This window comes from Mycobacterium sp. 852002-51971_SCH5477799-a (assembly GCF_001667145.1).
Lineage (GTDB): Bacteria > Actinomycetota > Actinomycetes > Mycobacteriales > Mycobacteriaceae > Mycobacterium.
Genome location: NZ_LZIF01000083.1, coordinates 51,996 through 72,360, shown reverse-complemented (window position 1 = coordinate 72,360; position 20,365 = coordinate 51,996). Strand labels below are relative to the sequence as shown.

The window sequence follows — 20,365 nt, the reverse complement described above, 5'->3', positions numbered from 1 at the left end:
GGGGACCCTCGCATGATTGCACACGCACGGACGCCCAAGGGAGTGGTCGGCCACACTGGTCAGCCGTCTCCGGCTGCGCCTTTGCCCCCCGCGAGGGATTGCAGCGCCGTGAGCAGATCCGCCTCGAGCCGGTCTTTGTCGACGCCGCCTCGGTGCAGCGGTCCGTCCCCGCCCTCGAGCTCCAGCAGCGCCAGCAACTGGTGCTCGGTGCCGACGTAGTTGTGGCCCAGCCGAAGCGCCTCGCGCACGGCGAGTTCCAGCGCCTTACGCGCCGGCCCGCTGAATGGAATGAGCTGTGGCGATTCGGCATTCACGCGCACCGCGGCGATCGCATCGGTCGCGGCGGCACGCAGCGCCTCGGTGTCGACGTCCTGCAGGCCCAGCAGCACCGTCGCCAGGGCGGCCTCATCGCTGAGCACGCCGACCAGCAGATGGACGGGGGTGATCTCGCTGTTGCCCGCTTCGTGCGCGGCATTCTGGGCCGCCAGGACCGCCCCGCGTGCCCGCGGGGTGAAGCGCGCGAACCCGTGTTCGAGGTCGAGGGCGGCGGCCTCGGCGCGCGGCACAAATCGTTTTTGGGCGGCCTGCTTGGTGACGCCCATGCTCTTGCCGATGTCGGTCCAGGACGCTCCGGAGCGGCGGGCCTGGTCCACGAAGTGGCCGATCAAATGGTCGGCGATCTCGCCCAGATGCTCGGCGGCCAGGACGGCGTCGGCGAGCTGATCCAGCACATCCGGGCGGGTCGCCTTGATGGCGTTGATCAACTCGTCCAGACGGATCGGGTAGGCGACGCGGACAGGATCGGACATGTCGTCAACCATAAGTTGACGCACGGCATAAAGTCAACCGCAGGTTGACTCCGCCTCGCTGCCAAAAGGGCGCGGGGTATTGACCGCTCTGGGAGAATTTGTCAGTCATGAAGTCACTGCTCGCGCTGTGCGGCCTGGCCGTTGCGATCGGCCTGGCCGGACCCGTGCGCGCCGACAGCACCGACGACTCGTTCATCGCGTCGCTGCAGGCCGCTGGCATCACGTTCTCCGATCCGGGCAAGGCCGTGGGCGCGGGCAAATGGGTGTGCGACACGGTCAGTCAAGGCACGCAGATGCCCGACGTGGTCAAGACCCTGCTGTCCAAGAACTCCGCGCTGAGCCAGGACAAGGCCAACCAGTTCGCGGCCATCGCCGCCACCACGTACTGTCCGGGCGCCATCACAACGAGCACGCCGAACCCCTCGTAGGGCTCGCGATGCCAACCACCGGCAGGTTTGCGACAATCACTGCGTTATGCGAATTCTCCTGGGGCTGACCAGCCTCGCAGCCATGATCGTCCTCGCCGCGCCTGTGCACGCCGACGTCGACAACGATCAGGACTTCCTCAAAGACCTCCGCGACGCCGGCATCACCTATCAGGACGGCGGCAACGCGATCACCATCGGCAAGTCGGTCTGCGATTTGCTCGACGACGGCCAGTCCGACGCGAAGATCGTGACGGACCTGCGCAACCAGAATCCGGCCTTCCAAGGGGCCAGCGCGGCCAAGTTCACCTACCTTTCGGCCGCGCATTACTGCCCGAAGTACATCACCGGCGAGGACCGCGGTCCGAAGCCGGACGGTCCCGCCGGTAACTGAGCCGATCCGGGCCGCAATAGGCTGGTGGCCGTGCGCGTCGCTCCCGGACCGCTGACATGGGACGCGGCCGCTCAGACTTGGCAATTCGACCTCGTCTCCGCGGCCGTCGTCGCGGTGCTCGCCACGGGATACGCCTGGTGCTATCGACGCGGTCGCGACGCCGAAAGTCCGGTCCGCGCCGCGAACGCCGCGTGCTTCGGCGTCGGCATGCTGGTGTGGGCGCTGGCCACGATCAGCGCCCTCGGTGCCTATGCCTACGTCCTGTTCTGGGTGCGTGCGCTGCAGGTGTTGTTGCTGCTCTACGTCGTTCCGTTCTTCATCGCACAGGCCAAGCCGGTCACCGTATTTCGCGACGCCTTTGGGCCGGCGGGCCGCGACCGCATCGATCGGCTGTTGGCGAGCCGGTTCGCCCGGGTACTCGTCCATCCGGCGACCACGTCGGTGGCGATGCTCGCCACGCCATGGTTGCTGTACCTGACGCCGTGGTACACCGCGGCCCTGCGGGACGAATGGATCGGTGCGCCCACGCGAATCCTGTTGGTGGTCTTGGGCTTCGGCTACTTCTATGCCCGGCTGCAGGAAGATCCCGTGCCCCGCAGGTACCCGCAGTCGGTCTCGCTGCTGATCACCGTCGCCGAGGCGCTCGGTGACGGTGTCCTGGGATTGGTCATCTGGCAGGGCTCGTTGATCGGCGCATCGTATTATGCTGGGCTGCAACGGTCTTGGGGTCCAGGCCCGCGGCTCGATCAAACGATCGGCGCCGGCGTCTTGTGGATCCTCGGGGATTTGGTGGGGTGGCCGTTCGTGCTGCTGCTGATGCGCGCAATGTCGCGCGACGAGAAGGCGCACGCGGTCGCCGTCGACGCCGAGTTGGACGCGGCCGAGACGAGGGCGCTAGGCGCCGATAGTGACGGCGGCGCGCCCTCGGCGCTGTGGTGGGAAAACGACCCGCAGCTGCGGGAGCGGTTCCGTCGCGGCTGACGTCTGGTCGCTAGGCGGCGCGGGCCGTCCACGTGAAGCTCTGCATCTCCGGGATCCGAGGCGTCAGCGCCGCGGCGACGCTGCGGCCGATCTGGTCGGCGGCCGCCAGCGGGGTATCGGCGTTCAAAAAGCCTTCCACCTCAACGCGCAGGGTCCGCCCGGTCCACCTGGCCCGGGCGTGCGCGTGCGTCACACCGGGCACCGAGGCGGCGACGGCCTCGGCGGTGGTGATGATGTCGGGATCGACGCCGTCGAGCAGGCGATGCGCGATATCGGCGGTCACCTCCCAGCCGACGTGGCAGATGAAGCCGGTGACGACGATCCCCGCGACCGCGTCGGCCCAGCCCCACCCCAGGGCGACGCCGACCAGCCCGAGCACCGCACCGCCCGACGACAACGCGTCCAGCCAGGAATGCTTGGCGTCGGCCACCATGGTCGCCGACCGAATCCGCCTGCCCACCACCAGTTTGTAGCGCGCCACCAGCTGGTTGCCGACCACGCCCACGGCCGCCGCACCGATGCCCCAGCCCACGTAGCCGGTGCCGCCGTGTCGAAGCAGCTTGGTGATGCTCTCGAAGCCGGCGACAACGGCGCTGCCCCAGATCACCAGCGCCACACCGATGCCGGCGAGGTCTTCGGCGCGTTCGTAGCCGTAGGGGTACCGCTCGGTGGGCAGCTTGCGCGACGCGCGGAAGCCGATGAACACCAGGGCGCTGGTGGAGACGTCCGACAGGTTGTGCAGCGCATCGCCCAGCAGCGCCACCGAGCCGGACAACAGCGCGATGACCAACTCAACCAGCCCGGTCAGCGCCAGCCCGACGGCGCTGACGGCGACGGCGCGGTTGGCCTGCCGGCGTTCGCCGGCGTCGTCGGCCGCGGTGTCCAGGGGAAAGCTTGCCGCCGGGTCGCGGACTCCATTGATCACATGCATACCGTCAGCATGCCCGACTCACCGGCGGCTCCCAAGTCTCGCGCGTTCGTACACCCTCACCCGATCGCGTTGGCCCCACCACAAAACCGGCTGGCGGGAATCGACTTCCGTCCATTGTGTCTCCAGGATCTGGTGCATCTGGTCATCACCCGTGCCGCCCCCGCGCGCGTCGCCGATGTAGATGAGACGATTCCCCTTGTAGGCCAGCAGTACTCGCGTGCCGACGTCCTGGTCATGGGGAGGCCAGGAAAGGAACAGCGTTCGTTCGGGGTGTAGCGCCGCCGCGTCGGCGCAATCCTTCGCGACGATCTGTGCGTACAGGTCGTCGCCGTGCCAGCCGTTGGTGAGCAGGTCGGTGCCCGGGTTCAGGTCGTAACAGACGACATCGACGCCCAGCTGCGTCAGCAGGTAGGCCCAATAACCCGTGCCCGCTATGGGATCGACCAGCCCGCCCTTGACGTGGCCTGCCACGAACGCCACGGTCTCGGGGTCGGGAACGGTCCAGCAGTACCGGCGTACGAGCCATTGCCGGTTCGGCGAGCGGGCCATGTTCTCTTCGACCGTGCGGTCCAGGCTGAAATACCCGATCACCGGGTTGCCGCCGACGTCGTCGGTTTCCACGCAGTCCTTGACCGCGTCCCAATAGGGGTTGTCGATGGTCATTCGTCGAGTTCCGTTGCGAATGTTGTTCCCCTGCGGGGATGCTCAGCCGACCGGCGTGTGATCGGCCTGGTTCTCGGCCGCCACCCGTTGTTTCTGTTCTGCGATCACCTGGTTGAGGTAGTCGGCCTTGGCGCAACCGTAGTACGCCGCGAATTGCAGCGCGAGCTCGTCCATCTCCTCGAACGAGACGTCGCCACTTTTGAGTGCCGCGTAGACGTGGGACATGATCGGGATTTCGGCATCCTGGAAGGCGACGCAGGCGACGGTGATGAGGCGGCGTTCCTTCATGCCCAAGCCGGGTCGCAGCCACATCTCGCCGAAGACGAAGTTCAGAATGCCCGCCCCCGAGTACGGGTTGTCGCGCATCGGCGCGAACGGCAGGCAGTTGATCTCCTTGAATGACTCCTCACCGCCTTGCAGCCGCTGCTCGGGATCGCTTGCGCTGACCAGCGGCAGTAAGGGTTCCGGGGGAGGGGGTGGCTCGCCGCGCGCCTCGGCGATCTTGGCCCATTGCAGATCCACGGCAATATTGAACCGGGACGCCTTCGGCCATCCCGCGTAGACGGCGAAATGCAGGACGGTTTCCCGCATTTCGGTGATGGTGAGGTCACCGCTGTTGAGTGCCGCGTAGACGTGCTGCTCAAGGGGGGCCTGCGTGTCGGCGGCCGCGACGCAGGCCAGGGTCACGAACCGTCGATCGCGGCGGGACAGCCCCGGCCGCGACCACACCTCGCCGAAGACGAAGTCGATCAGCCCGCCCGCAAACGGGGTGTCGCCATCCGGCGGCTCGATCGTCATCACCTCGGCGAAGGTGCGCAGCCCGCGTTCACGTCGCGCGCTGTCGTGCGTCGGAGCCTTAGCGGATTGTGACACCGGCGTCGACCTTCAGTTCGAGACCTGTGACGTAACGGGATTCATCGGATATCAGGTACAGCACCGCATTGCTGACGTCGGACGCTTCGATCAACGGTGCGGGCAGGGCGTTGAGGAAGATGGGCACCAGGTCGGGCCGCTGTTCGGCGATCAGCGTGTGCATGCTCGGCGGTGCCATTCCGGTCGCCACCCCGGTGGGGTGCACGGTGTTGACTCGAATGCTCTGTGCGGCAAGCTCGTTGGCCAGGGCCAGGGTCATCCCGACGATACCGTGCTTGGACGCCGTATAGGGCACATGCAGCGGGGTTCCCTTGATGCCGGCCGATGAGCTGATGTTGACCAGGCTCCCGCCGCCCTGCGCGATGAGGTGGGGAAGTGCGGCCGCGCAGGTGTTCCAAGCGCCGATGAGGTTGATGTCGACGACCAGCCGCCACTGCTCGGCGGTGGTGGTGTCCCATGTGCCGACGGTGAGTACGCCGGCGTTGGCGACCGCTCCGTCGAGTCCGCCGAGCTCGGCGGCAGCCGCGTCGACAGCCGTTTTCATGGCGCCCTCGTCACGCACGTCGACGATCTGGGCGATGGCACGACGGCCGTGTTTCTCGACCAGTTGCGCGGTCTCGTTCAGGTCGTCTTCGGTGGCCAGTGGATATTCCAAACCCTTCGGCGTGGAGCAGATATCGACCAGGACGCAGTCGGCGCCCTCCTCGGCGAGGCGCACCGCGTGCGAGCGTCCCATGCCGCGCGCGGCGCCGGTGATCAAGACACGTTTGCCCGCGACCCGGCCCGTTGCGTTGTTCGTTGTCATTCGGTATCAAACCTTGTTGCAGAAGCCCGCGTCGACGGGGAACGTCACGCCGGTGACGTACTTCGCCTCGCCGGAGACCAGGTAGGCAATGGCGGCGCTGACGTCTTCGGGCTCCATCATTCCGACGGGCATCGGGTTTTGCAGGTGGGGACCCGCGCCGGGATTCTTTTCCAGGAACTCGGTCATGTCAGGGTTGGTCGCCATCATCGTGTTGACGGCGGTAGGGTGCACCGTGTTCACCCGAATGCTCAGCGGTGCAAGGGCATTGGCTAGGGTACGCATCAGCCCGACGATGCCGTGTTTCGACGCCGCGTAACCCAGGCCGCCGCCCTGCAGGCCGCCGAAACCCTTGATGCCGGCGGTGGAGCTGGTGAAGATGATGACCCCGCCGCGGTTACCGGACAGCAGATGCGGAACCGCCGCCCAAGCCGTGTGATACGCCCCGTCGAGGTTGACGCTGGTGACGGCCCGCCACTGCGCCAGCTCTTCCTCGATGCTCAACTGCCGAAATGCCAGAGGGGCGATTCCCGCGTTGGCCAACACGATGTCCAGGCGCCCGAAGTGCCCCACGCCGGCATCCATTGCGGCCTTGACTTGCTCGAAGTCTCGGACGTCGGCGACCGTTCCCAGCATCTTGCCGCCGGCCTCTTCGACCAGCGCGACGGTCTCGTCCAGCTCCTCGGGGGAGGCCATGGGATAGCCGTTGGCGGGTATGTCCGCGCAGATGTCGATGCCGATGATGCTGGCGCCGTCGCGCGCGAGTCGTACCGCATGGCTACGGCCCTGGCCGCGCGCCACCCCGGTAATGAAGGCGACTTTGCCGTCTAATGAACCCACCGCGCCCGTCCTCTCGTTCATCGGCCCAGATCGCGGGCGAGTAACGCCGTTACTCAGGCCATCACAGTAACATGGTTACCGTGATGGCAACAGGGGCCGACATGGATGCGGTGAACAGCGCTTCAAGGCGGGGCGACCCGATCCTGGACATCGTGGTCGAGATGCTCGACAGCGAAGGCTATGAGGCAGTGCAGCTGCGCGAGGTTGCCCGACGGGCCCGAGTATCGCTGGCGACCATCTATAAGCGATATCCCACCCGCGACGAGCTCATTGTCGCCGCCCTTGACGGGTGGATGGATGCCAATCGCTATGCGCCCCTGCCCGCGCTGATCCAGGATTTGCCCGGCGAGTCCATCTATGTGGACCTGATGCACGTGATGCGGACCATCTTTGGGCCGTGGGAGCAACATCCGTTGATGCTGCGCTCCTATTTCCAGGCGCGATCGGGCCCCGGCGGAAAGCGCCTCATTCAGCGCGGTGTCGACGCGGTCGTTCCCCTCGCCAAAGCGATTCTGGCCCAAGCGGAGCCAGGCTTCGCCAAGGACCTCGAGCTCATCCTCACCGGAGTGGTCTACGGGTTCCTTACCCGATTTGCGCAGGGAGAGATCGACGTCACCGAAATCGTGCCGGGTATCGAACGAGCGGTGTTCTGGTTGACCCACGCGTATGAAAAGGGCTCGGCGGGCGTAGCGCAGCGCTGAACACTGCGAAACCCACTGTGCTGCAGCAGATCCTGGCGCATGAGCGACGGTTCAGCTTACCGAAGCGCTGACCGTGTCTTTGTATTGCGGGCAGTAGGTGGCTACCGAAAGTCCGACGAAGTAGCCGGCTTGTCTCGGCGACAGGTCGGTGTCCCTCGCCAACACAAATGCCATCATCGGGGCGGCTGGGTTGGTGTCAAGGCCGCTGCACACCGAATGTGCCGTCGCAATCGCGTCGTCGTTGTTGGGCACGGTGATCCCGCCCTTGGCGAGGTTCGCAATGAAGGCATCGTCGATGTCATCCGCGAAGGCCGGGGCCGCCGAGGCCAGCGCGGCAACGGACAGGACGATTGCGCACACGGTCGGCCACTTCCCAGAACCAACCTTCATCGGACTCAGGGCCTCCTCCTGTGCGCGGACCATCGGCGTGCAGTCAAGGACGACGTGCATCAACGATAGTCGCAATCGCGTGGTCCCTTTGTCAGACACAAGGGCCCTACGGCCTAGGAATTATTTTCGGGGTCCTCGGCCAGGTAGGTGACTTCATACCAGCGCCGGCTTCGTTCGGCATCGAAAGCTTCCGTCGCGGTTGCCTGCTCGAGCCGGACATCCGTCAGATGCGGATTGCCCACGCGGATGCCGTCTTCGAGCTCGGCGTGCAGCGCGTCGCCGTCCAGGGTGATATCTGCGAGTGCTCTGCCTGTATACCTCGTCCAACTCACCTCTCACATCTTGCTCCGGCTGCCGTGCCACGAGACACGGCCGGTCCACGCACCTGCGCGCGGCGGCCCTTCGCGCTGTTCGGGATCCATTGATAACCTTCCTCGGGCGCGGCTACAGCTGATTGCGTTCTCGGCGTTCTTACCCCGGAGAGGGTCGCGGTGAAAGATACTGACGTGGCGATGAAGAGAATCATCTGCGAACATCCCGGCAATCGCGTCCACCTCAGCCCAGTGCACCTGCGCCGCTGACCACTTACCTCGAGCAACCCGACCTTGTTCAACAAACCGTCGCATACCAGCAACGACACCGCGCAAGGTGCCGTGAGAGTCACTGCTCTCCAACGGATTTCCGGGCGACCTCATCGCCGCGGGACGCTGATGGGTTGGGCGTGACCCTCAAACGTATCGACGAGTTGAAGCCCGGAGACAGGATCCGCATGAAGGTCGGGCACGCTACCGTCATAGCGACTGAACCCCTTGACGACGATCGCACCCTGCTTACCTTCACGTACGGGACGAAGGGTCCTGCCGACAACGCTCTGACCGTGGATGTCCTCGACGACGACGAGTGGGGCTGGTAAGGCGCTTCCGGGTATTTCGACCGTGCGAATGAACGCGAACCGCCCCGGCTGCTGCAAGAACCTTGTCCGGCGGCCCTCCGGCATACGACGATTGAATCGGTTCGGCCTCGGAGGAGGAATCATGGCTTCACACCAACTGAAGAGCTTCGCCGGTGTATCCGCCGCGTCGCTTGCGATTGCCCTGACGCTTTCCCCGGCTGCCTGCGCAGACAATCCGTCCTGGAACGGCCAGTACGCAATCACGTTCATGGTCGGACCAAAGGCCGGGACCAGCATGGCGGTCGGCGACCCGGAAACGCAGCACACCGAAACGTACGGTTTCCGCTCGAGCTGCAGCAATGGGAAGTGCGTCGCCACCATCGTCAGTGGCCCTCCGCCCACTAACCCGACGGTTCCCCAGCCGGTTCAGTTCACCTGGGATGGAAAGTCTTGGTCGCAGGTCAACGATTTTCAGTGGGACTGCATGATGCCGGACACGACGATCCAATGGAATCCGGCCCGGGCCGAGGTGCGCTACACACCCCAGCCTGACGGGTCGCTAGCCGGCACTATGCACACCGACATCCTGAGCGGCGCGTGCCAAGGGACGATCGACATGGATATGAGGGCCGAGCGCGTGTGAATCAGCCAGCAGTTCAGAAGTAGGCCACTCACCGGGGCGTTGCTCGTTGAACATGTAGTGCGCGAGAGTCGTATTAGCTTGCAGCGCAACGGATTTTCACGAACGTGGTTGCACTCAGGTGTGGACTTTCCAGCCCGCTAAAGGCGTGGGTGCCGCCGGTGCATCGGGATCGTTGAATTCGACGTAAACGTCGCCCTGATTGATGTTGCCGGCGTAGGCGATGAACCCGTGGGCGGTTTGGCCGTTGGTGACGCTGCCCGCGCGCAGCGGCGGCACCTTATTGATCTTCTGGTAATCGGTCAGGGACGAGCCGACCACGGTATCCCGGTTCGGGTCCTGCCTCCATGGAGAGGAGGCAGCGGTCACGGAGGTCTGGCCGTAGTTGAACGGTGTGTCGGACTTGCCGGCGATGGTGAGTTCGATGACGTTGCAGCCCCCGTCGCCGTAACAACCGGACGAGACCCACGTTGCGTTGTTGAGTGTGACGTCGGCGGTCGCGGCGCTGTACTCCGTGACATGGATGGTGGTGCCGGCTTTTCCGGTCGGGAAAGGCGACGGTTGAGTCGTCGGGTCGGCGGTTGCGTGGGGCGCAACTAAACAAGCTGTCAGCCCGAGCGTTGCCGCAAGAGCGCTCATGTGCGCAGGTCTGGTCACTGCGCGAAGATAGCGCATCGAGGAAGCTTGGCGGTTGGGCGCGAATAGTTTGGGTTGAACAGACCGGCCGCGAACAATTCGGTTTTCCCTCAAATGCGCCGCCGTCGGCTTTACACTGGGCGGGAAATGAGCGCCTATCAGACCGTGGTGGTCGGCACCGATGGTTCGGACTCGTCGCTGCGCGCGGTGGACCGTGCAGGCGCCATCGCTGCGGATCACGGCGCAAAATTGATCGTTGTGACGGCGCATCTCCCCGTTTCCGAGGAAAAGGGCCGCTACGCCATCCCGCCGGGAAGCGACCACGGTCAGGACTACCGGACGGTGGGCGAGGCGCCCTTCTACGCGATCCTGCAGAACGCCAGGGAGCGGGCGCATCAAGCCGGCGCCAAGGACGTGGAGGAGAAGTCGGTCGTCGGTGCCCCTGTCCACGCGCTGGTCGAGCTGGTCAAAGAGGTCGATGCGGACTTGCTGGTTATCGGCAATGTCGGACTCAGCAGCGTCGCCGGGCGCCTGCTGGGATCAGTCCCTTCCGAAGTCTCCCGCAAGGTCAAGACCGACGTGTTGATTGTTCACACCACCGATTGAGGCCGCGTTCCGGCTCATTCGCCGTCGGACGACGACCTTTATTCAAGAGTCGACTGGTAAACCTCCCGTTCCGTAGCTGTAGTGCCGACACCTGCAAATGAAGGGCATGGCCGATGGATGCGACTGGCGCCCGGCGGCGGGCTTTAGGCGCGGGGAATTACTTGAATGCCGACGTTAATCTGTCTTGGCATTTAGTGTGGCTGTTCGCAATTTTAGAGGGAATCACGGTTCCTCTCTTGTCTTTGTTCTCACAGGATGGACCTAGGGTAGGCCGAGCTGCTCGGACCGCAACCGGTGCCGAGCAGCTCGTAGCCTTCGCAAACAAAATGTTCATCATTGGTATCTATGGACTGGTTATAGGTTTCGTCGGGGCCTCGGTAGTCTGTTTGTTGTTGAACTGGATCGTCTTTCCTAGAGTAACGGTTAGGCTCAATGACGCGGCCATAGTGCGCGTGCTTCACCCCTTCATTGTGGGAATGTGGGGCGGCGTACTACTGGCAGTAATCTTCTGGATACAGCTGTGTATCGCTGGCTTTCTGACCTTTCCAATGGTAGTGAATCTGATGCTTTTTGGATTCGTCTCGGCAGCAGGCAGCATTATGCTGACGGGTTCTGCCTACTGTTTTTCGATAAAAGCTCGGGCGAGCTTAGGGGTCCAACTGATTACCGCGCGGCAGCGGTTACTGTTGTGCAACATGCCAGTTGTTTCGTTTGCGGTATTAGTCGGGATTTATGAAGGATTGGCAGCGCCGATTCTGCAACGATGGGAACTAGCTCCTCATCATAAAGTGTTGGCGGCACTGCTGATGGGGGTCTTGGGTGGCGCATTCAGTAGTGCGATCGTTGTGGCGCTAGCTCACATAGACGCGATCAAAAAGCACATGTGGCTGAGATTTGCCGTCATGGACCAACGGGGCAATTTACGTCAGACGCCTGGGGCATAGCCCCCGTTGAGTGATCCAGCCGCCGTCTCATTCGGCAGCGCATCTGCTGTGTCTGGAGGTAGCGGCCGGCTTGCTCAGGGCTTTCGGCCTCGCCCACGTTGACTAGCGGAGTGGTTCAGGACGAAAGCGGGTAGCCGCTTCTTAGCGCATTATCCCTAACCGGAAGATAAGGAAACGCTGGTGAGCGGTGCGAATAAGGCTCGTAACAAGGTGAACCAGGTCACGGGAAAGCTCAAGGCGGCGTTCGGCCGCGCGATCAACGACCCAACGCTGGAGGCTGAGGGGAGAGCCGATCAGCGGGCCGCTCACCTGAGAGACGCGGGTGAAAAGGTCAAGGACGCATTCCGCCCGCGACCGCGCCGACAAATGCCTCGACGGCGTCGACGGATATAGCCCGGATCTGCCGGCCGGCAGTGGGCGGATTACTTGGTCGAGATTGAGGCTGGTGCCCCGAGGTCGATCGTTATGCAGCCCGTCGACCCCAGCATTACACCGGTCAGCATCGCGACCACTGCGGCAGCTTTAAGCATTCTTTTCTTGCTTGCGCTCATCGTTATGCCTTTCTGCGGGTAGGAACAACCGTTGCAAAACTAACGCCGGCCAGCTGATGTTATCGCGTTCTTTTGACACATGTGCAATATTGGGCAATACCGCGGAAAGGCCTTTCTTGGCGACTCGACAGACGTGACCTCGCACGCCGCCAAACATTTGTGGCCTCACGATGGGTTGAGGCGCACCCGAGCTGATTCAGGGCGTGGGCGAGACCGACAAAACGTTCGCGTAGCAGAACCAGCAGGCCGCAGCTACGGCACGGCCAACGTCTCCTATTCTCCAGTGAGACAAAGGCTTTGACTCGCCTGCGCGAAGCCAGGTGTCGTCAACCTGGCCTGATCGTCATCGAGGAGCTCCGACCAGGGGAGCGACGCGGTTGCGTCGAAGCGTCACCGAAAGCGCTGAGCAAGGAGTCTGGGCCTCGGGGTGCAGTTCTGCCGACCCGGTGGCACCATAAGCGGGTGAACGGGCAAATCTGCACGGGTTGCGGCCTGAAGACTCATCGCTCGTACGGTAGGTGGTCGGATCAGCATGCATGGGCCGCTGCGACGTTCGCGGCCCTCGTTCGGATCGCTAGGAGCGTCGACCGACGCGAACAGGGTTCGACGGCCGTGATGTTGTTGGTGGTGCCGGCCACCCTCGTCGGCTTGGCTGCGGTCTCGGCGTATCCACTGGTGTTCGTGCCTCTGCTGGTTCTCTTCGGCGTGGCTCTGGTGGTGCTGGTCCGCAATGAGCAAATCCGACGCAACCCAGCCTGTTGGCGCGGAGACTGCCCCGCCATTCGCACTGGCCGATGAGGTGCCCGCCCTCGAAGTGCTCGCTCGGCCGGGAAGGGCGAATTCAGTCGTCGACCATTCCGGACGAGCCATATGGCGCGCAGAGTCTCACTCGCGAGATGCAATCTCAAAAGTGGCGGGGTATTTGGGTAAGCAATCCAGTGGTTCGCGGCGTCGCGGTGCCGTCGAATTGAGCTGGCCAGTTTTGACTCAGTCTTTTCTGGATTCAGCTCGTTGAACCGCGGCGAGCATGCGGTCACTGAGGTCCAGGCATTCCCTCTCGCCCACGCCGCCGTTGACGGAGAATCCGATCTGCCGTACCTGAACAGCGAATCGGCGTATTTCATCACAGAGCTGTTCCATCGGTCCCCCCTCCTCTACTGCCGCTTCCACGCTACGTAGTGAACGACTGTTTTCCCGACCGGTTTCAGCAATTTAAACGTGACGTTGGTCACTTTTCCGGGCGCCTGGCCCCCGTTAATCCGGCGGCGCATTCGCGATGTGTATCGGCCCGGCGCGCCGCAATGATCACACGCCGTACTGCAAACCGCTGCGACCAGCCATAGCTGCGGAGTAGCGTCTTGCGCGCACGGCGATGAAGGAGCGCAGATGGAGCTGCATCTGTCGGGCAAAATTGCCGTCGTCACTGGGGCGAGCAAGGGAATCGGTTTCGCGGTCACCAAGGCCCTCGTCGACGCTGGCGCGCATGTGGTGGCAGGCTCAAGGACCCCTGGAAAGCAGCTGCCCCTGCTCGAGGAGAGCGGGCTGGTGTCGTATGTGTCCGTGGACCTTACCCATCCCGGCGCTGCCGAAGAACTGATCGCTGCGGCGGCCTACCGCGGCGGGATCGACGTTTTGATCAATAACGTCGGCGGCGCCACGGTCCGCCCGGGTGGACTCGCCAGCATTTCCGACGACGAGTGGCGGAAGTCGTGGGAGCTGAACCTGATGGGCGTCGTACGACCGACCCGCGCGGCACTGCCAGAGATCGAGCGGCGCGGCGGGGGTTCCATCGTCATCGTCAGCTCGATCAGCGCCTATGCTCCCGGCCCGAATACCTACGACTACTGCGCCGCCAAGGCTGCCGTCGCCAACTTTGCTAAGGCATTGTCAAAAGACCTGGCGCCGAAGAACATTCGCGTCAATTCGGTCAGTCCGGGCGCGGTGTCGACCGACAAGTGGATGCAGCGGGGCGGGATGGCCGACGGGTTCGCCGCGATCAAAGGTCAGACGGCCGACGAGGTCAGGGCGGAACTCGCAACCTCCGCGCTGACGGGGCGGTTCACCACTGCCGAAGAAGTAGCTGACCTCGTGGTGTTCCTGGCCAGCGCGCGCGCCGGCAATATCACCGGATCCGACTACCGGATCGACGGCGGATACGTCACCACAATCTGATTGCGTCGACACACGACGCGGGAGCCATCATCGGACGTCGCATCCGCTATGACTGCAGCGCGCGCCGATGATTCGAATCCGTCGATCGCTCAATTCCACAAAACGCGAGACACCCTCTGGCCCCCCGCATAGCCTCGACCTAGGTTTGGGCCCGCCCCACTGCCTGCACGGAACTCCGGCTCCGCCTTTCAGGCGGCCCACCAGGACTGCGAACACAAAGAGGAACATCATGAGTCCGACCGAGCACCTCGACCGCACCACCGAGGCCAAATTGACGCAACTGGCCGCCAGAACCGTTCTCGCCACCGGGTTGGGGATGGCTGTCATGGGGCTGACCGCGGCCGTGGCCAACGCAGATCCCGCCACGCCAAACCCACCGCGGCCAAACCCGACCGCACCGCAAAATTCGCACTCAGAATCAGGCCTCTGTAATCAAGACAGCGCACCGCGTGGCGCCCCGGCTCCGCCTCCTGGGTACTGCGGGTAAGGGTCGTCAAGTGAACTGGACGACGTTGGTGGCCAACGCGCTCGTACCGCTCGCGTCCGTGATTTCGAGCGCCGCCGTCGCGATCTGGACGAAGCGCATCGATGCCAGGAACAAGGCGGAAGACCGCCGCCACGAACGAGTCCTCGATTTCGAGAAGCGGGCGGCCGATGACAAGAAGGCCGCGTTGAAATCGCTGATCTCGGCGACCATCTATATCAAACGCGCGGCCCAATACGAGGGCACGGGCACCGCTGAGGAGATCGCTACCCAGCGGCGCGCCGAGGCCATCCGAGAACTCTATGACTTCCGCATGCGGCTGGGCCTTGACGATGGCGTAGCCGAGCTGATGGTCTACGCCGCGCCACCGGTGCGCGACATGGTAAGTCTCCTGCTCGACGAGTGGGATCGGCAGTTCCGTGAGCACGGCTACTCGCTGACCCAATTGGATTCGTGCAAGCGACAATTGGCACAGACCACTTCGTGCCCTGCCCCTCAGGAGGACGTCACCGTGTACTACGAGGGCGAACTGAAGTGGTCCGAGCTGAGGAAGGTGGAGACGGTGTGGCTCGACAGGCTGGGCAGAGAATCGGATCTGGACATCGACGCACTCGTGGACTTGTGCGACCGCACCCTAAAGGCCGCGCACAGTGACTTGCGCGGTGGATACGGGCTCGAATACTGACTTACGAGTGCCATCGGGTTGCACTGCAGGACAACCGCCTGACCGGCCTGAAGCAGAAGCGCTCTCGGCGGCCGCTTTATTGACCACCGAGAGCTAGCATCGCCAGCGGTGCTAGCCCCGCCGCGTTGCCTGAACATTGCCTACCCATCCCGCAGCTTTGGAGAAACATCCCTAGCGGAATCTCCCTACTTCGGAATCTTCGTGGCGCCGAGACATGGTCAATCTCAACGGTTTTGACGTGCGCACGGACTGGTCACCATCGATCACGAAGTTGCGACGCGGCGTCAATCGCCGGTGACCGCATTGCCTCGGTGTAGTTGGGTAAGCACCTTCGACACGCACCGTCAGTCATGACGGGTATTGCGGGCAGTAGTACTCGATTGCCAGGTCCACGAATGCGGCGGGATTGGAGAATTGCGCGACGCGGTGTGTCCGGGCAATCGCTTCGGTTGGCTGTCCATTCTTTCGCCCCGCGCAGACGCCCTGCGCAGTCTGAATCGGGTCTACAGAGAGAGGCACCACGACGTTATTGTCACGCAGGGCGACGAGGAAGCTGTCATCGTTCGGTGACGCGCTTGCGTGGCCAGGTATGCCGACGGCGACCGCACAGCAGGCGATGGGGGCGAATGCGTACTTCCTCATGGGCGGTTCCCTTCGTCTCTGCACTCAATGGTCACCGTTGACGGCCGTGTCGTGCAACCGGTTCGGAGTTACGCTTCCGCTGGCCGGCCGCCCGGGCGGTGGTACGTGTCTACGCCCCGCACACGCCCGAGGAAGATGCGCTGGAGCTTCGCCATCTCCGCGTTTGAAGTACCTCGCAATCGCGAACCAGATAACTGGTGCCGGCGCAAGTTGATTCGGCTGCGACACCCGCGGCCGCGGGCAGTTTTGTTCCGGCGACATGACGGTCAGTCCTGTTCGGGGCAAATATGGCGACCGATGTCGAGTAGCCCGCATTTTGGGCATCGCTCGGGGCTGGTCTGCTGCTCGTGGTAGAGGGTGTGGAGGCCTTCGTTCTTGACAATGGCGCCGCACGTCAGGCATTCACGGAAGTACATGCCCCCGATAGAACACGGCTTGTAGTAGATGAGCGGGCCGGTCATAAGCCGCACAGTACGCACCTGCGCGCCGACGCCGGAGGGTTCTCGGCAGCTTCTTTGAGTCCTGGATGTTCAACCTCCCGAGAGTTGTTAGGCGAGGCATCCCGGGAAGTGGGGGAGCTCTGGTACATCTGTGGGTCGCCTGGCGCAGCGCGAACCTCGCTTATCGGGGAGGGTTGTGTATTCGGACGTTGTAGTCTTGAAATCCCACTCGGTCATGCAACAACTCATGGATGCGGTTGGTCGACGGCCGAGTTCCGAGCAGCATCGATGTCGGCGCCGCATGATATTTACAAATCGAGTAGTGGGCAATCCGTCTCGGCGATAACGTAATTCGCCGTGACCAGGGGGACTGGGAATCCACTCGGATTGGGACTGGTAATCGTCGCTGCCTTCGCGATGGCGCTGTCGACGTTCTTACCGCTCGACCCAGCCCACCGGCGTATTCGGCATGGTCGAGGACAACACATTAATTCAGCATCGCGCCTGGATGTCTATCGGGCTGGCATCGGGGGCTGCAAGATGCGTGGAATACCCGCAGCGGATTGAGGAGCGGTTATGTTGGAAGTGATTGACAAAGGGGCTCCCAGCGAAGCGCATCCCGTTCCGCTGCTCTTTATCCACGGCGCATGGCATGCGGCTTGGTGTTGGGACGAAAATTTCCTGAGCTTCTTCGCAGACAGAGGCTATCGCGCAGTGGCTCTGAGCCTTCGCAACCATGGCAACAGCAATACGGAAAATCCCAGGAGGTGTTCCGTCGCCGACTGGGTGAGCGACATCGAATCTGTTGTCAACAGCCTCCCCACCGAGCCAATTGTCGTTGGGCACTCGATGGGGGGCTTCTTGGTGCAAAAGTACTTGGAGGTGCATACCGCCCCGGCTGGAGTACTGCTCGCCTCAATGCCTGTGAGTGGCGCCGGCCGCGCCTTGGTTCGAATCATGCGGCGTCATCCTTTGCGTGCCGCAAGAGCCTCGCTCAGGGGTAAGTCATTGCGCGCATTGAATACACCACAGGCGGCGCGCGAAAATTTCTATTCAACAGCCACTCCCGAAGCAGATGTTGCACGCTACGCCGCGCTACTGGAGGAGGAGCATGCCGGAAGGCAAACGTTCGAATTGACGATGTTCAACCTCCCCAAGCCGGGGCGAGTGACCACGCCGCTGCTCGTCCTGGGGGCCGAATGTGATGGCTGTTTCAGCCCAGGCGAAATACGAGAAACAGCACGCGCGTACGGCACCGAAGCAGAGTTTTTTCCCAACATGGGCCACAACATGATGCTGGAGCCAGGATGGCAGACCGTCGCCGAAAGAATCGACGATTGGCTTACAACGCGAGGGCTATGAGAGCAACCGGGACTGCTAGATGGGGAGAAGGGGCGATCCGACCAAACTAGTCAGCGCGGCATAAGGGCCGATTGGTTCCACTGATCCCGACGATTGTCGTCGGTGCGTTTTCGGGCGGTCAGTTCACTCGTGGAAAATTTGGGGCTTGGAAACATGATGTGACATGCAAGAACTCTGGTGCGCGATACTGGGATTGAACCAGTGACCTCTTCCGTGTCAGGGAAGCGCTCTCCCGCTGAGCTAATCGCGCCGGGAAACCAAAAGCTTGGAGGTGGAGACGGGAATCGAACCCGTGTGCACGGCTTTGCAGGCCGTTGCCTCACCACTCGGCCACTCCACCGTTGGGGTCCACGCCACTTGCACCTTCGAGCGGATGACGGGATTCGAACCCGCGACCCTCACCTTGGCAAGGTGATGCGCTACCAACTGCGCTACATCCGCGCGCCTCGGACGAGATCGTCGCCCGGTGCGAAGCACGACGATAGTCCACGTGAGCGGGCACATACAAATTTCTTGGTACAAGCCGTGTCCAGGCTATCGCGACGGCCTGCGACACGATGCGGCCGGTATTGTCGAGGCCGGCGCGTGCTAGTCTTCGACGTCGTCCGCCGTCTCGGCGCCGGTCCCGTGGCTCAGTGGGAGAGCGTCCGCTTCACACGCGGAAGGTCGCTGGTTCGATCCCAGCCGGGACCACAAGTCCACGGCGTTATTCGTCCGCGACGTGCAACTTCCGTGCAACAACGGGGGACAAAAGTCGCCTCCGGCTCGGGTATTTCCGGGGCTTGCGTGCGGCGCCGGATGAAGGCCGTCATGCCGACACCGCCTGATGCGCGTGGCGCAGCATGTCGGTTCAATTACGCGGCGGATCCGCGAATAGACGGGCTGACCATTGGCTCGGTGTGCGCGCCGCTGGGTCGGTGAGAACGCTGGAGTCGGTCATGGCGACACCCTGGCAAACGACCGTGCAAGCGCAGCTGCTGCGCTCTTAGCCAGGCTTCAAGTCGCTGAACAGACGGCATTGTCTTATCGTTGGTCATGAAATTCAGCAGGGGACTGCTGACCACGGCCCTCGCCGCAGCTGCGATTGGGGCCGCCTGCATCGCTTCGGCACCGCCGGCTTCGGCGGGGTGCTTGGCGGTCGATCCGGAGAACACCTATTGCGATGACCCGGTAGCACCAGACGGGACCTGGCACCGATGCCACCAAAGGTCCCTAATCGTGTACCAGGGCGGCTGGGTGTGGAAGCGGATGCCGCCGACCAACTCTTGTTACCGTGTCGATCCGACGCAGCCGTGGGCGCCGACGCCGGTCGGACAGCCACAGTTCCACGTCGACGATTAAGGCTTCAGTTTGCTGACAATGCCGATTCAGTAGGCATCGGACTTCAGAATCGCAAAATTTGTTGAGTACGGGATCGGTTGTCCTGCATGTCTTTTCAGTGGACACAGCCGACCCCGGACGGTTACCTGGGCGCCGCACGTAAGCGATAATCGCTACACGTCATGATCGGCTGGTTCGATCCCAGCCGGGACCACGGGTGTTCTTGCAGGTAAATTGCGGTGAGTAAGCTTGCAAGAACAAAACCGGTGTTATCCCGATGTCATTCGTCATATCCCCCTGGCTTGGTCGTCGTTTCCGCTTCACCTCAAAAGGCAAGTGCAGGAAGACGAACCGGTCGCTGCGGGACGAGAAATCATTCGGGCACAAAATCGACCCAGTCCGCTTCTGAATAGTTGATCGGGTCGCCCAACGCTCGAAGGGGCGGCCCGATTGCTAGCGCGTTGTGGGCTTCCGCGCGGCGCGTGATGCGCACCGAGTCGGCGAGCTGAGTTGTCCTCAACTGCTTTGACCGGATCGACAGGAGCCCCGTCCTGACGGGTACTTGCTACCGGGAACCTACGACCGTGCGGGTTCGTTGAGCGCAGGTGCTGCTGGATGAAACGTCGCGGGCTTACCGGAAGTAACGCGCTAGCAGCACCGTGTCAAAAGGACCACGGCGCCCTTGCCTAACCATGCTCACTAAGCCACCATGAGCTGCATGAGTAAGGTAACCCTAACTACGGAGCTGCCGATCCCGGTCGAGACGGCCTCCGCTCTGGCGCGCAAGCCTGAGCTGATGCGGCATGTCCTCAGCCCGGTGTTGCGGGCATACCGCCTCGACGTCCCCGAGCGCATCGAGGTCGGCACCCAGGGGTCGGCGCGATTTTGGTGGTTCGGTGTGATCCCGGGCTGGACCCACCACCTCACCATCAAGCGGCTCGAGCCGACCGAGATTTACACCAACGAGCACGGTGGACCGGTCCGGACGTGGAACCACCGCCTGACGTTCGAACCCATCGACGAGCGCAGCTGCCGCTACACCGACGAGATCGAGACCGACGACGGCGTCCACGGACTGCTGACCCGCGCCTTCGTCCGAGTCATGTTTCGCCACCGACACCGGCGATGGCGCAAGCTCGCGCAGATCCTCCACTGACGCGCGTCAGAGAGACGGTGAACATG

24 protein-coding genes and 4 tRNA genes are annotated in these 20,365 nt (G+C 63.2%); 14 read left to right on the top strand and 14 right to left on the bottom strand.

The window, feature by feature from the left end; translation table 11 throughout:
- Window positions 1-59 precede the first annotated feature (59 nt).
- Window positions 60-809, bottom strand: coding sequence for a Clp protease N-terminal domain-containing protein (locus A5753_RS10755; RefSeq protein WP_067127277.1), 750 nt, complete (start codon window positions 807-809; stop codon window positions 60-62).
- A gap of 107 nt (window positions 810-916) precedes the next feature.
- Here A5753_RS10755 and A5753_RS10750 point away from each other — a divergent pair, with 107 nt between their 5' ends.
- From A5753_RS10750 to A5753_RS10740, 3 genes are read left to right on the top strand one after another with little or no spacing between them, the layout of a single operon-like run.
- The gene (locus A5753_RS10750; protein WP_067126906.1) at window positions 917-1,237 is read left to right on the top strand and encodes a DUF732 domain-containing protein; all 321 of its coding nucleotides are present in this window, start codon (window positions 917-919) and stop codon (window positions 1,235-1,237) included.
- A 46-nt stretch (window positions 1,238-1,283) separates the two neighbouring features.
- Complete coding sequence (locus tag A5753_RS10745; protein ID WP_067126904.1) at window positions 1,284-1,628, top strand: DUF732 domain-containing protein; 345 nt, start codon at window positions 1,284-1,286, stop codon at window positions 1,626-1,628.
- 30 nt (window positions 1,629-1,658) lie between these two features.
- Entirely contained in the window at window positions 1,659-2,609 is a 951-nt protein-coding gene (locus A5753_RS10740; RefSeq protein ID WP_067127274.1) for a cytochrome c oxidase assembly protein, read from the top strand.
- Between the two features lie 10 nt (window positions 2,610-2,619).
- On the opposite strand, the gene A5753_RS10735 is transcribed toward A5753_RS10740, so the two are convergent.
- Genes A5753_RS10735 through A5753_RS10715 form a run of 5 tightly spaced genes read right to left on the bottom strand, consistent with a single transcriptional unit; the run spans window position 2,620 to window position 6,718 of the window.
- The gene (locus A5753_RS10735) at window positions 2,620-3,540 is read right to left on the bottom strand and encodes a cation diffusion facilitator family transporter (RefSeq protein WP_067126901.1); all 921 of its coding nucleotides are present in this window, start codon (window positions 3,538-3,540) and stop codon (window positions 2,620-2,622) included.
- An 18-nt stretch (window positions 3,541-3,558) separates the two neighbouring features.
- Window positions 3,559-4,203: a hypothetical protein gene (locus A5753_RS10730; protein WP_067126898.1), complete on the bottom strand. Its 645-nt coding sequence runs from the start codon at window positions 4,201-4,203 to the stop codon at window positions 3,559-3,561.
- Window positions 4,204-4,245: 42 nt separating this feature from the next.
- Window positions 4,246-5,001, bottom strand: coding sequence for a carboxymuconolactone decarboxylase family protein (locus A5753_RS10725; RefSeq protein ID WP_067127271.1), 756 nt, complete (start codon window positions 4,999-5,001; stop codon window positions 4,246-4,248).
- Window positions 5,002-5,059: 58 nt separating this feature from the next.
- On the bottom strand, window positions 5,060-5,881 hold the full coding sequence (locus A5753_RS10720; RefSeq protein ID WP_067126895.1) for a mycofactocin-coupled SDR family oxidoreductase: 822 nt from the start codon (window positions 5,879-5,881) through the stop codon (window positions 5,060-5,062).
- 6 nt (window positions 5,882-5,887) lie between these two features.
- Entirely contained in the window at window positions 5,888-6,718 is an 831-nt protein-coding gene (locus A5753_RS10715) for a mycofactocin-coupled SDR family oxidoreductase (protein ID WP_067126892.1), read from the bottom strand.
- Between the two features lie 71 nt (window positions 6,719-6,789).
- On the opposite strand from A5753_RS10715, the gene A5753_RS10710 reads away from it, so the two are divergent.
- Window positions 6,790-7,419 (top strand): TetR family transcriptional regulator, encoded by a 630-nt coding sequence (locus tag A5753_RS10710; protein ID WP_067126889.1) that lies wholly within the window; start codon window positions 6,790-6,792, stop codon window positions 7,417-7,419.
- Between the two features lie 51 nt (window positions 7,420-7,470).
- Here the strand turns inward: A5753_RS10710 and A5753_RS10705 are convergent, their stop codons facing one another.
- Together A5753_RS10705 and A5753_RS10700 are read right to left on the bottom strand one after the other, a co-directional pair.
- On the bottom strand, window positions 7,471-7,809 hold the full coding sequence (locus tag A5753_RS10705) for a DUF732 domain-containing protein (RefSeq protein WP_197694655.1): 339 nt from the start codon (window positions 7,807-7,809) through the stop codon (window positions 7,471-7,473).
- A 113-nt stretch (window positions 7,810-7,922) separates the two neighbouring features.
- Window positions 7,923-8,141, bottom strand: coding sequence for a hypothetical protein (locus tag A5753_RS10700; RefSeq protein WP_067126886.1), 219 nt, complete (start codon window positions 8,139-8,141; stop codon window positions 7,923-7,925).
- A gap of 389 nt (window positions 8,142-8,530) precedes the next feature.
- Between A5753_RS10700 and A5753_RS10695 the strand changes: the two genes are divergently transcribed.
- Both A5753_RS10695 and A5753_RS10690 read left to right on the top strand, forming a co-directional pair.
- On the top strand, window positions 8,531-8,722 hold the full coding sequence (locus A5753_RS10695) for a hypothetical protein (protein ID WP_067126883.1): 192 nt from the start codon (window positions 8,531-8,533) through the stop codon (window positions 8,720-8,722).
- Between the two features lie 121 nt (window positions 8,723-8,843).
- A complete protein-coding gene (locus A5753_RS10690; RefSeq protein WP_067126880.1) occupies window positions 8,844-9,344 on the top strand; it encodes a hypothetical protein in 501 nt (166 codons plus the stop codon).
- A 114-nt stretch (window positions 9,345-9,458) separates the two neighbouring features.
- Here A5753_RS10690 and A5753_RS10685 read toward each other — a convergent pair whose 3' ends face one another.
- Window positions 9,459-9,980: a hypothetical protein gene (locus tag A5753_RS10685; RefSeq protein WP_067126877.1), complete on the bottom strand. Its 522-nt coding sequence runs from the start codon at window positions 9,978-9,980 to the stop codon at window positions 9,459-9,461.
- A gap of 144 nt (window positions 9,981-10,124) precedes the next feature.
- Between A5753_RS10685 and A5753_RS10680 the strand changes: the two genes are divergently transcribed.
- The 5 genes from A5753_RS10680 to A5753_RS10655 all read left to right on the top strand — a co-directional run bounded on the left by A5753_RS10680 (window position 10,125) and on the right by A5753_RS10655 (window position 15,419).
- A complete protein-coding gene (locus A5753_RS10680; protein ID WP_067126874.1) occupies window positions 10,125-10,583 on the top strand; it encodes a universal stress protein in 459 nt (152 codons plus the stop codon).
- Window positions 10,584-10,696: 113 nt separating this feature from the next.
- The gene (locus A5753_RS10675) at window positions 10,697-11,527 is read left to right on the top strand and encodes a hypothetical protein (RefSeq protein WP_156656051.1); all 831 of its coding nucleotides are present in this window, start codon (window positions 10,697-10,699) and stop codon (window positions 11,525-11,527) included.
- A 180-nt stretch (window positions 11,528-11,707) separates the two neighbouring features.
- The gene (locus A5753_RS23805; protein WP_082971268.1) at window positions 11,708-11,920 is read left to right on the top strand and encodes a CsbD family protein; all 213 of its coding nucleotides are present in this window, start codon (window positions 11,708-11,710) and stop codon (window positions 11,918-11,920) included.
- A 1,544-nt stretch (window positions 11,921-13,464) separates the two neighbouring features.
- Window positions 13,465-14,250: an SDR family NAD(P)-dependent oxidoreductase gene (locus tag A5753_RS10660; RefSeq protein ID WP_067126866.1), complete on the top strand. Its 786-nt coding sequence runs from the start codon at window positions 13,465-13,467 to the stop codon at window positions 14,248-14,250.
- A 497-nt stretch (window positions 14,251-14,747) separates the two neighbouring features.
- The gene (locus A5753_RS10655) at window positions 14,748-15,419 is read left to right on the top strand and encodes a hypothetical protein (RefSeq protein ID WP_067126863.1); all 672 of its coding nucleotides are present in this window, start codon (window positions 14,748-14,750) and stop codon (window positions 15,417-15,419) included.
- Window positions 15,420-15,767: 348 nt separating this feature from the next.
- Here A5753_RS10655 and A5753_RS23800 read toward each other — a convergent pair whose 3' ends face one another.
- Window positions 15,768-16,061: a DUF732 domain-containing protein gene (locus tag A5753_RS23800; protein WP_082971267.1), complete on the bottom strand. Its 294-nt coding sequence runs from the start codon at window positions 16,059-16,061 to the stop codon at window positions 15,768-15,770.
- Between the two features lie 266 nt (window positions 16,062-16,327).
- Window positions 16,328-16,522, bottom strand: coding sequence for a hypothetical protein (locus A5753_RS10650; protein WP_067126860.1), 195 nt, complete (start codon window positions 16,520-16,522; stop codon window positions 16,328-16,330).
- A gap of 555 nt (window positions 16,523-17,077) precedes the next feature.
- On the opposite strand from A5753_RS10650, the gene A5753_RS23795 reads away from it, so the two are divergent.
- On the top strand, window positions 17,078-17,863 hold the full coding sequence (locus A5753_RS23795) for an alpha/beta hydrolase (protein WP_082971266.1): 786 nt from the start codon (window positions 17,078-17,080) through the stop codon (window positions 17,861-17,863).
- Window positions 17,864-18,038: 175 nt separating this feature from the next.
- Here A5753_RS23795 and A5753_RS10645 read toward each other — a convergent pair.
- From A5753_RS10645 to A5753_RS10635, 3 genes are all read right to left on the bottom strand, one after another.
- Window positions 18,039-18,113, bottom strand: a tRNA-Val gene (locus A5753_RS10645).
- Between the two features lie 16 nt (window positions 18,114-18,129).
- Window positions 18,130-18,203: transfer RNA gene (locus A5753_RS10640), tRNA-Cys, on the bottom strand.
- A gap of 28 nt (window positions 18,204-18,231) precedes the next feature.
- A tRNA-Gly gene (locus tag A5753_RS10635) sits at window positions 18,232-18,304 on the bottom strand.
- A gap of 180 nt (window positions 18,305-18,484) precedes the next feature.
- On the opposite strand from A5753_RS10635, the gene A5753_RS10630 reads away from it, so the two are divergent.
- Together A5753_RS10630 and A5753_RS10620 are read left to right on the top strand one after the other, a co-directional pair.
- Window positions 18,485-18,556: transfer RNA gene (locus A5753_RS10630), tRNA-Val, on the top strand.
- Window positions 18,557-19,892: 1,336 nt separating this feature from the next.
- Complete coding sequence (locus A5753_RS10620; protein WP_067126854.1) at window positions 19,893-20,339, top strand: hypothetical protein; 447 nt, start codon at window positions 19,893-19,895, stop codon at window positions 20,337-20,339.
- Window positions 20,340-20,365 lie beyond the last annotated feature (26 nt).

Bases quoted from the DNA above. Each gene is read 5' to 3' on its own strand.
- A5753_RS10755 (WP_067127277.1), bottom strand. From the start codon at position 809: ATGTCCGATCCTGTCCGCGTCGCCTACCCGATCCGTCTGGACGAGTTG.
- A5753_RS10750 (WP_067126906.1), top strand. From the start codon at position 917: ATGAAGTCACTGCTCGCGCTGTGCGGCCTGGCCGTTGCGATCGGCCTG.
- A5753_RS10745 (WP_067126904.1), top strand. From the start codon at position 1,284: ATGCGAATTCTCCTGGGGCTGACCAGCCTCGCAGCCATGATCGTCCTC.
- A5753_RS10735 (WP_067126901.1), bottom strand. From the start codon at position 3,540: ATGCATGTGATCAATGGAGTCCGCGACCCGGCGGCAAGCTTTCCCCTG.
- A5753_RS10730 (WP_067126898.1), bottom strand. From the start codon at position 4,203: ATGACCATCGACAACCCCTATTGGGACGCGGTCAAGGACTGCGTGGAA.
- A5753_RS10725 (WP_067127271.1), bottom strand. From the start codon at position 5,001: ATGACGATCGAGCCGCCGGATGGCGACACCCCGTTTGCGGGCGGGCTG.
- A5753_RS10720 (WP_067126895.1), bottom strand. From the start codon at position 5,881: ATGACAACGAACAACGCAACGGGCCGGGTCGCGGGCAAACGTGTCTTG.
- A5753_RS10710 (WP_067126889.1), top strand. From the start codon at position 6,790: ATGGTTACCGTGATGGCAACAGGGGCCGACATGGATGCGGTGAACAGC.
- A5753_RS10705 (WP_197694655.1), bottom strand. From the start codon at position 7,809: ATGAAGGTTGGTTCTGGGAAGTGGCCGACCGTGTGCGCAATCGTCCTG.
- A5753_RS10690 (WP_067126880.1), top strand. From the start codon at position 8,844: ATGGCTTCACACCAACTGAAGAGCTTCGCCGGTGTATCCGCCGCGTCG.
- A5753_RS10685 (WP_067126877.1), bottom strand. From the start codon at position 9,980: ATGAGCGCTCTTGCGGCAACGCTCGGGCTGACAGCTTGTTTAGTTGCG.
- A5753_RS10680 (WP_067126874.1), top strand. From the start codon at position 10,125: ATGAGCGCCTATCAGACCGTGGTGGTCGGCACCGATGGTTCGGACTCG.
- A5753_RS10675 (WP_156656051.1), top strand. From the start codon at position 10,697: ATGGATGCGACTGGCGCCCGGCGGCGGGCTTTAGGCGCGGGGAATTAC.
- A5753_RS10660 (WP_067126866.1), top strand. From the start codon at position 13,465: ATGGAGCTGCATCTGTCGGGCAAAATTGCCGTCGTCACTGGGGCGAGC.
- A5753_RS23800 (WP_082971267.1), bottom strand. From the start codon at position 16,061: ATGAGGAAGTACGCATTCGCCCCCATCGCCTGCTGTGCGGTCGCCGTC.
- A5753_RS10650 (WP_067126860.1), bottom strand. From the start codon at position 16,522: ATGACCGGCCCGCTCATCTACTACAAGCCGTGTTCTATCGGGGGCATG.
- A5753_RS23795 (WP_082971266.1), top strand. From the start codon at position 17,078: ATGTTGGAAGTGATTGACAAAGGGGCTCCCAGCGAAGCGCATCCCGTT.
- A5753_RS10620 (WP_067126854.1), top strand. From the start codon at position 19,893: ATGAGCTGCATGAGTAAGGTAACCCTAACTACGGAGCTGCCGATCCCG.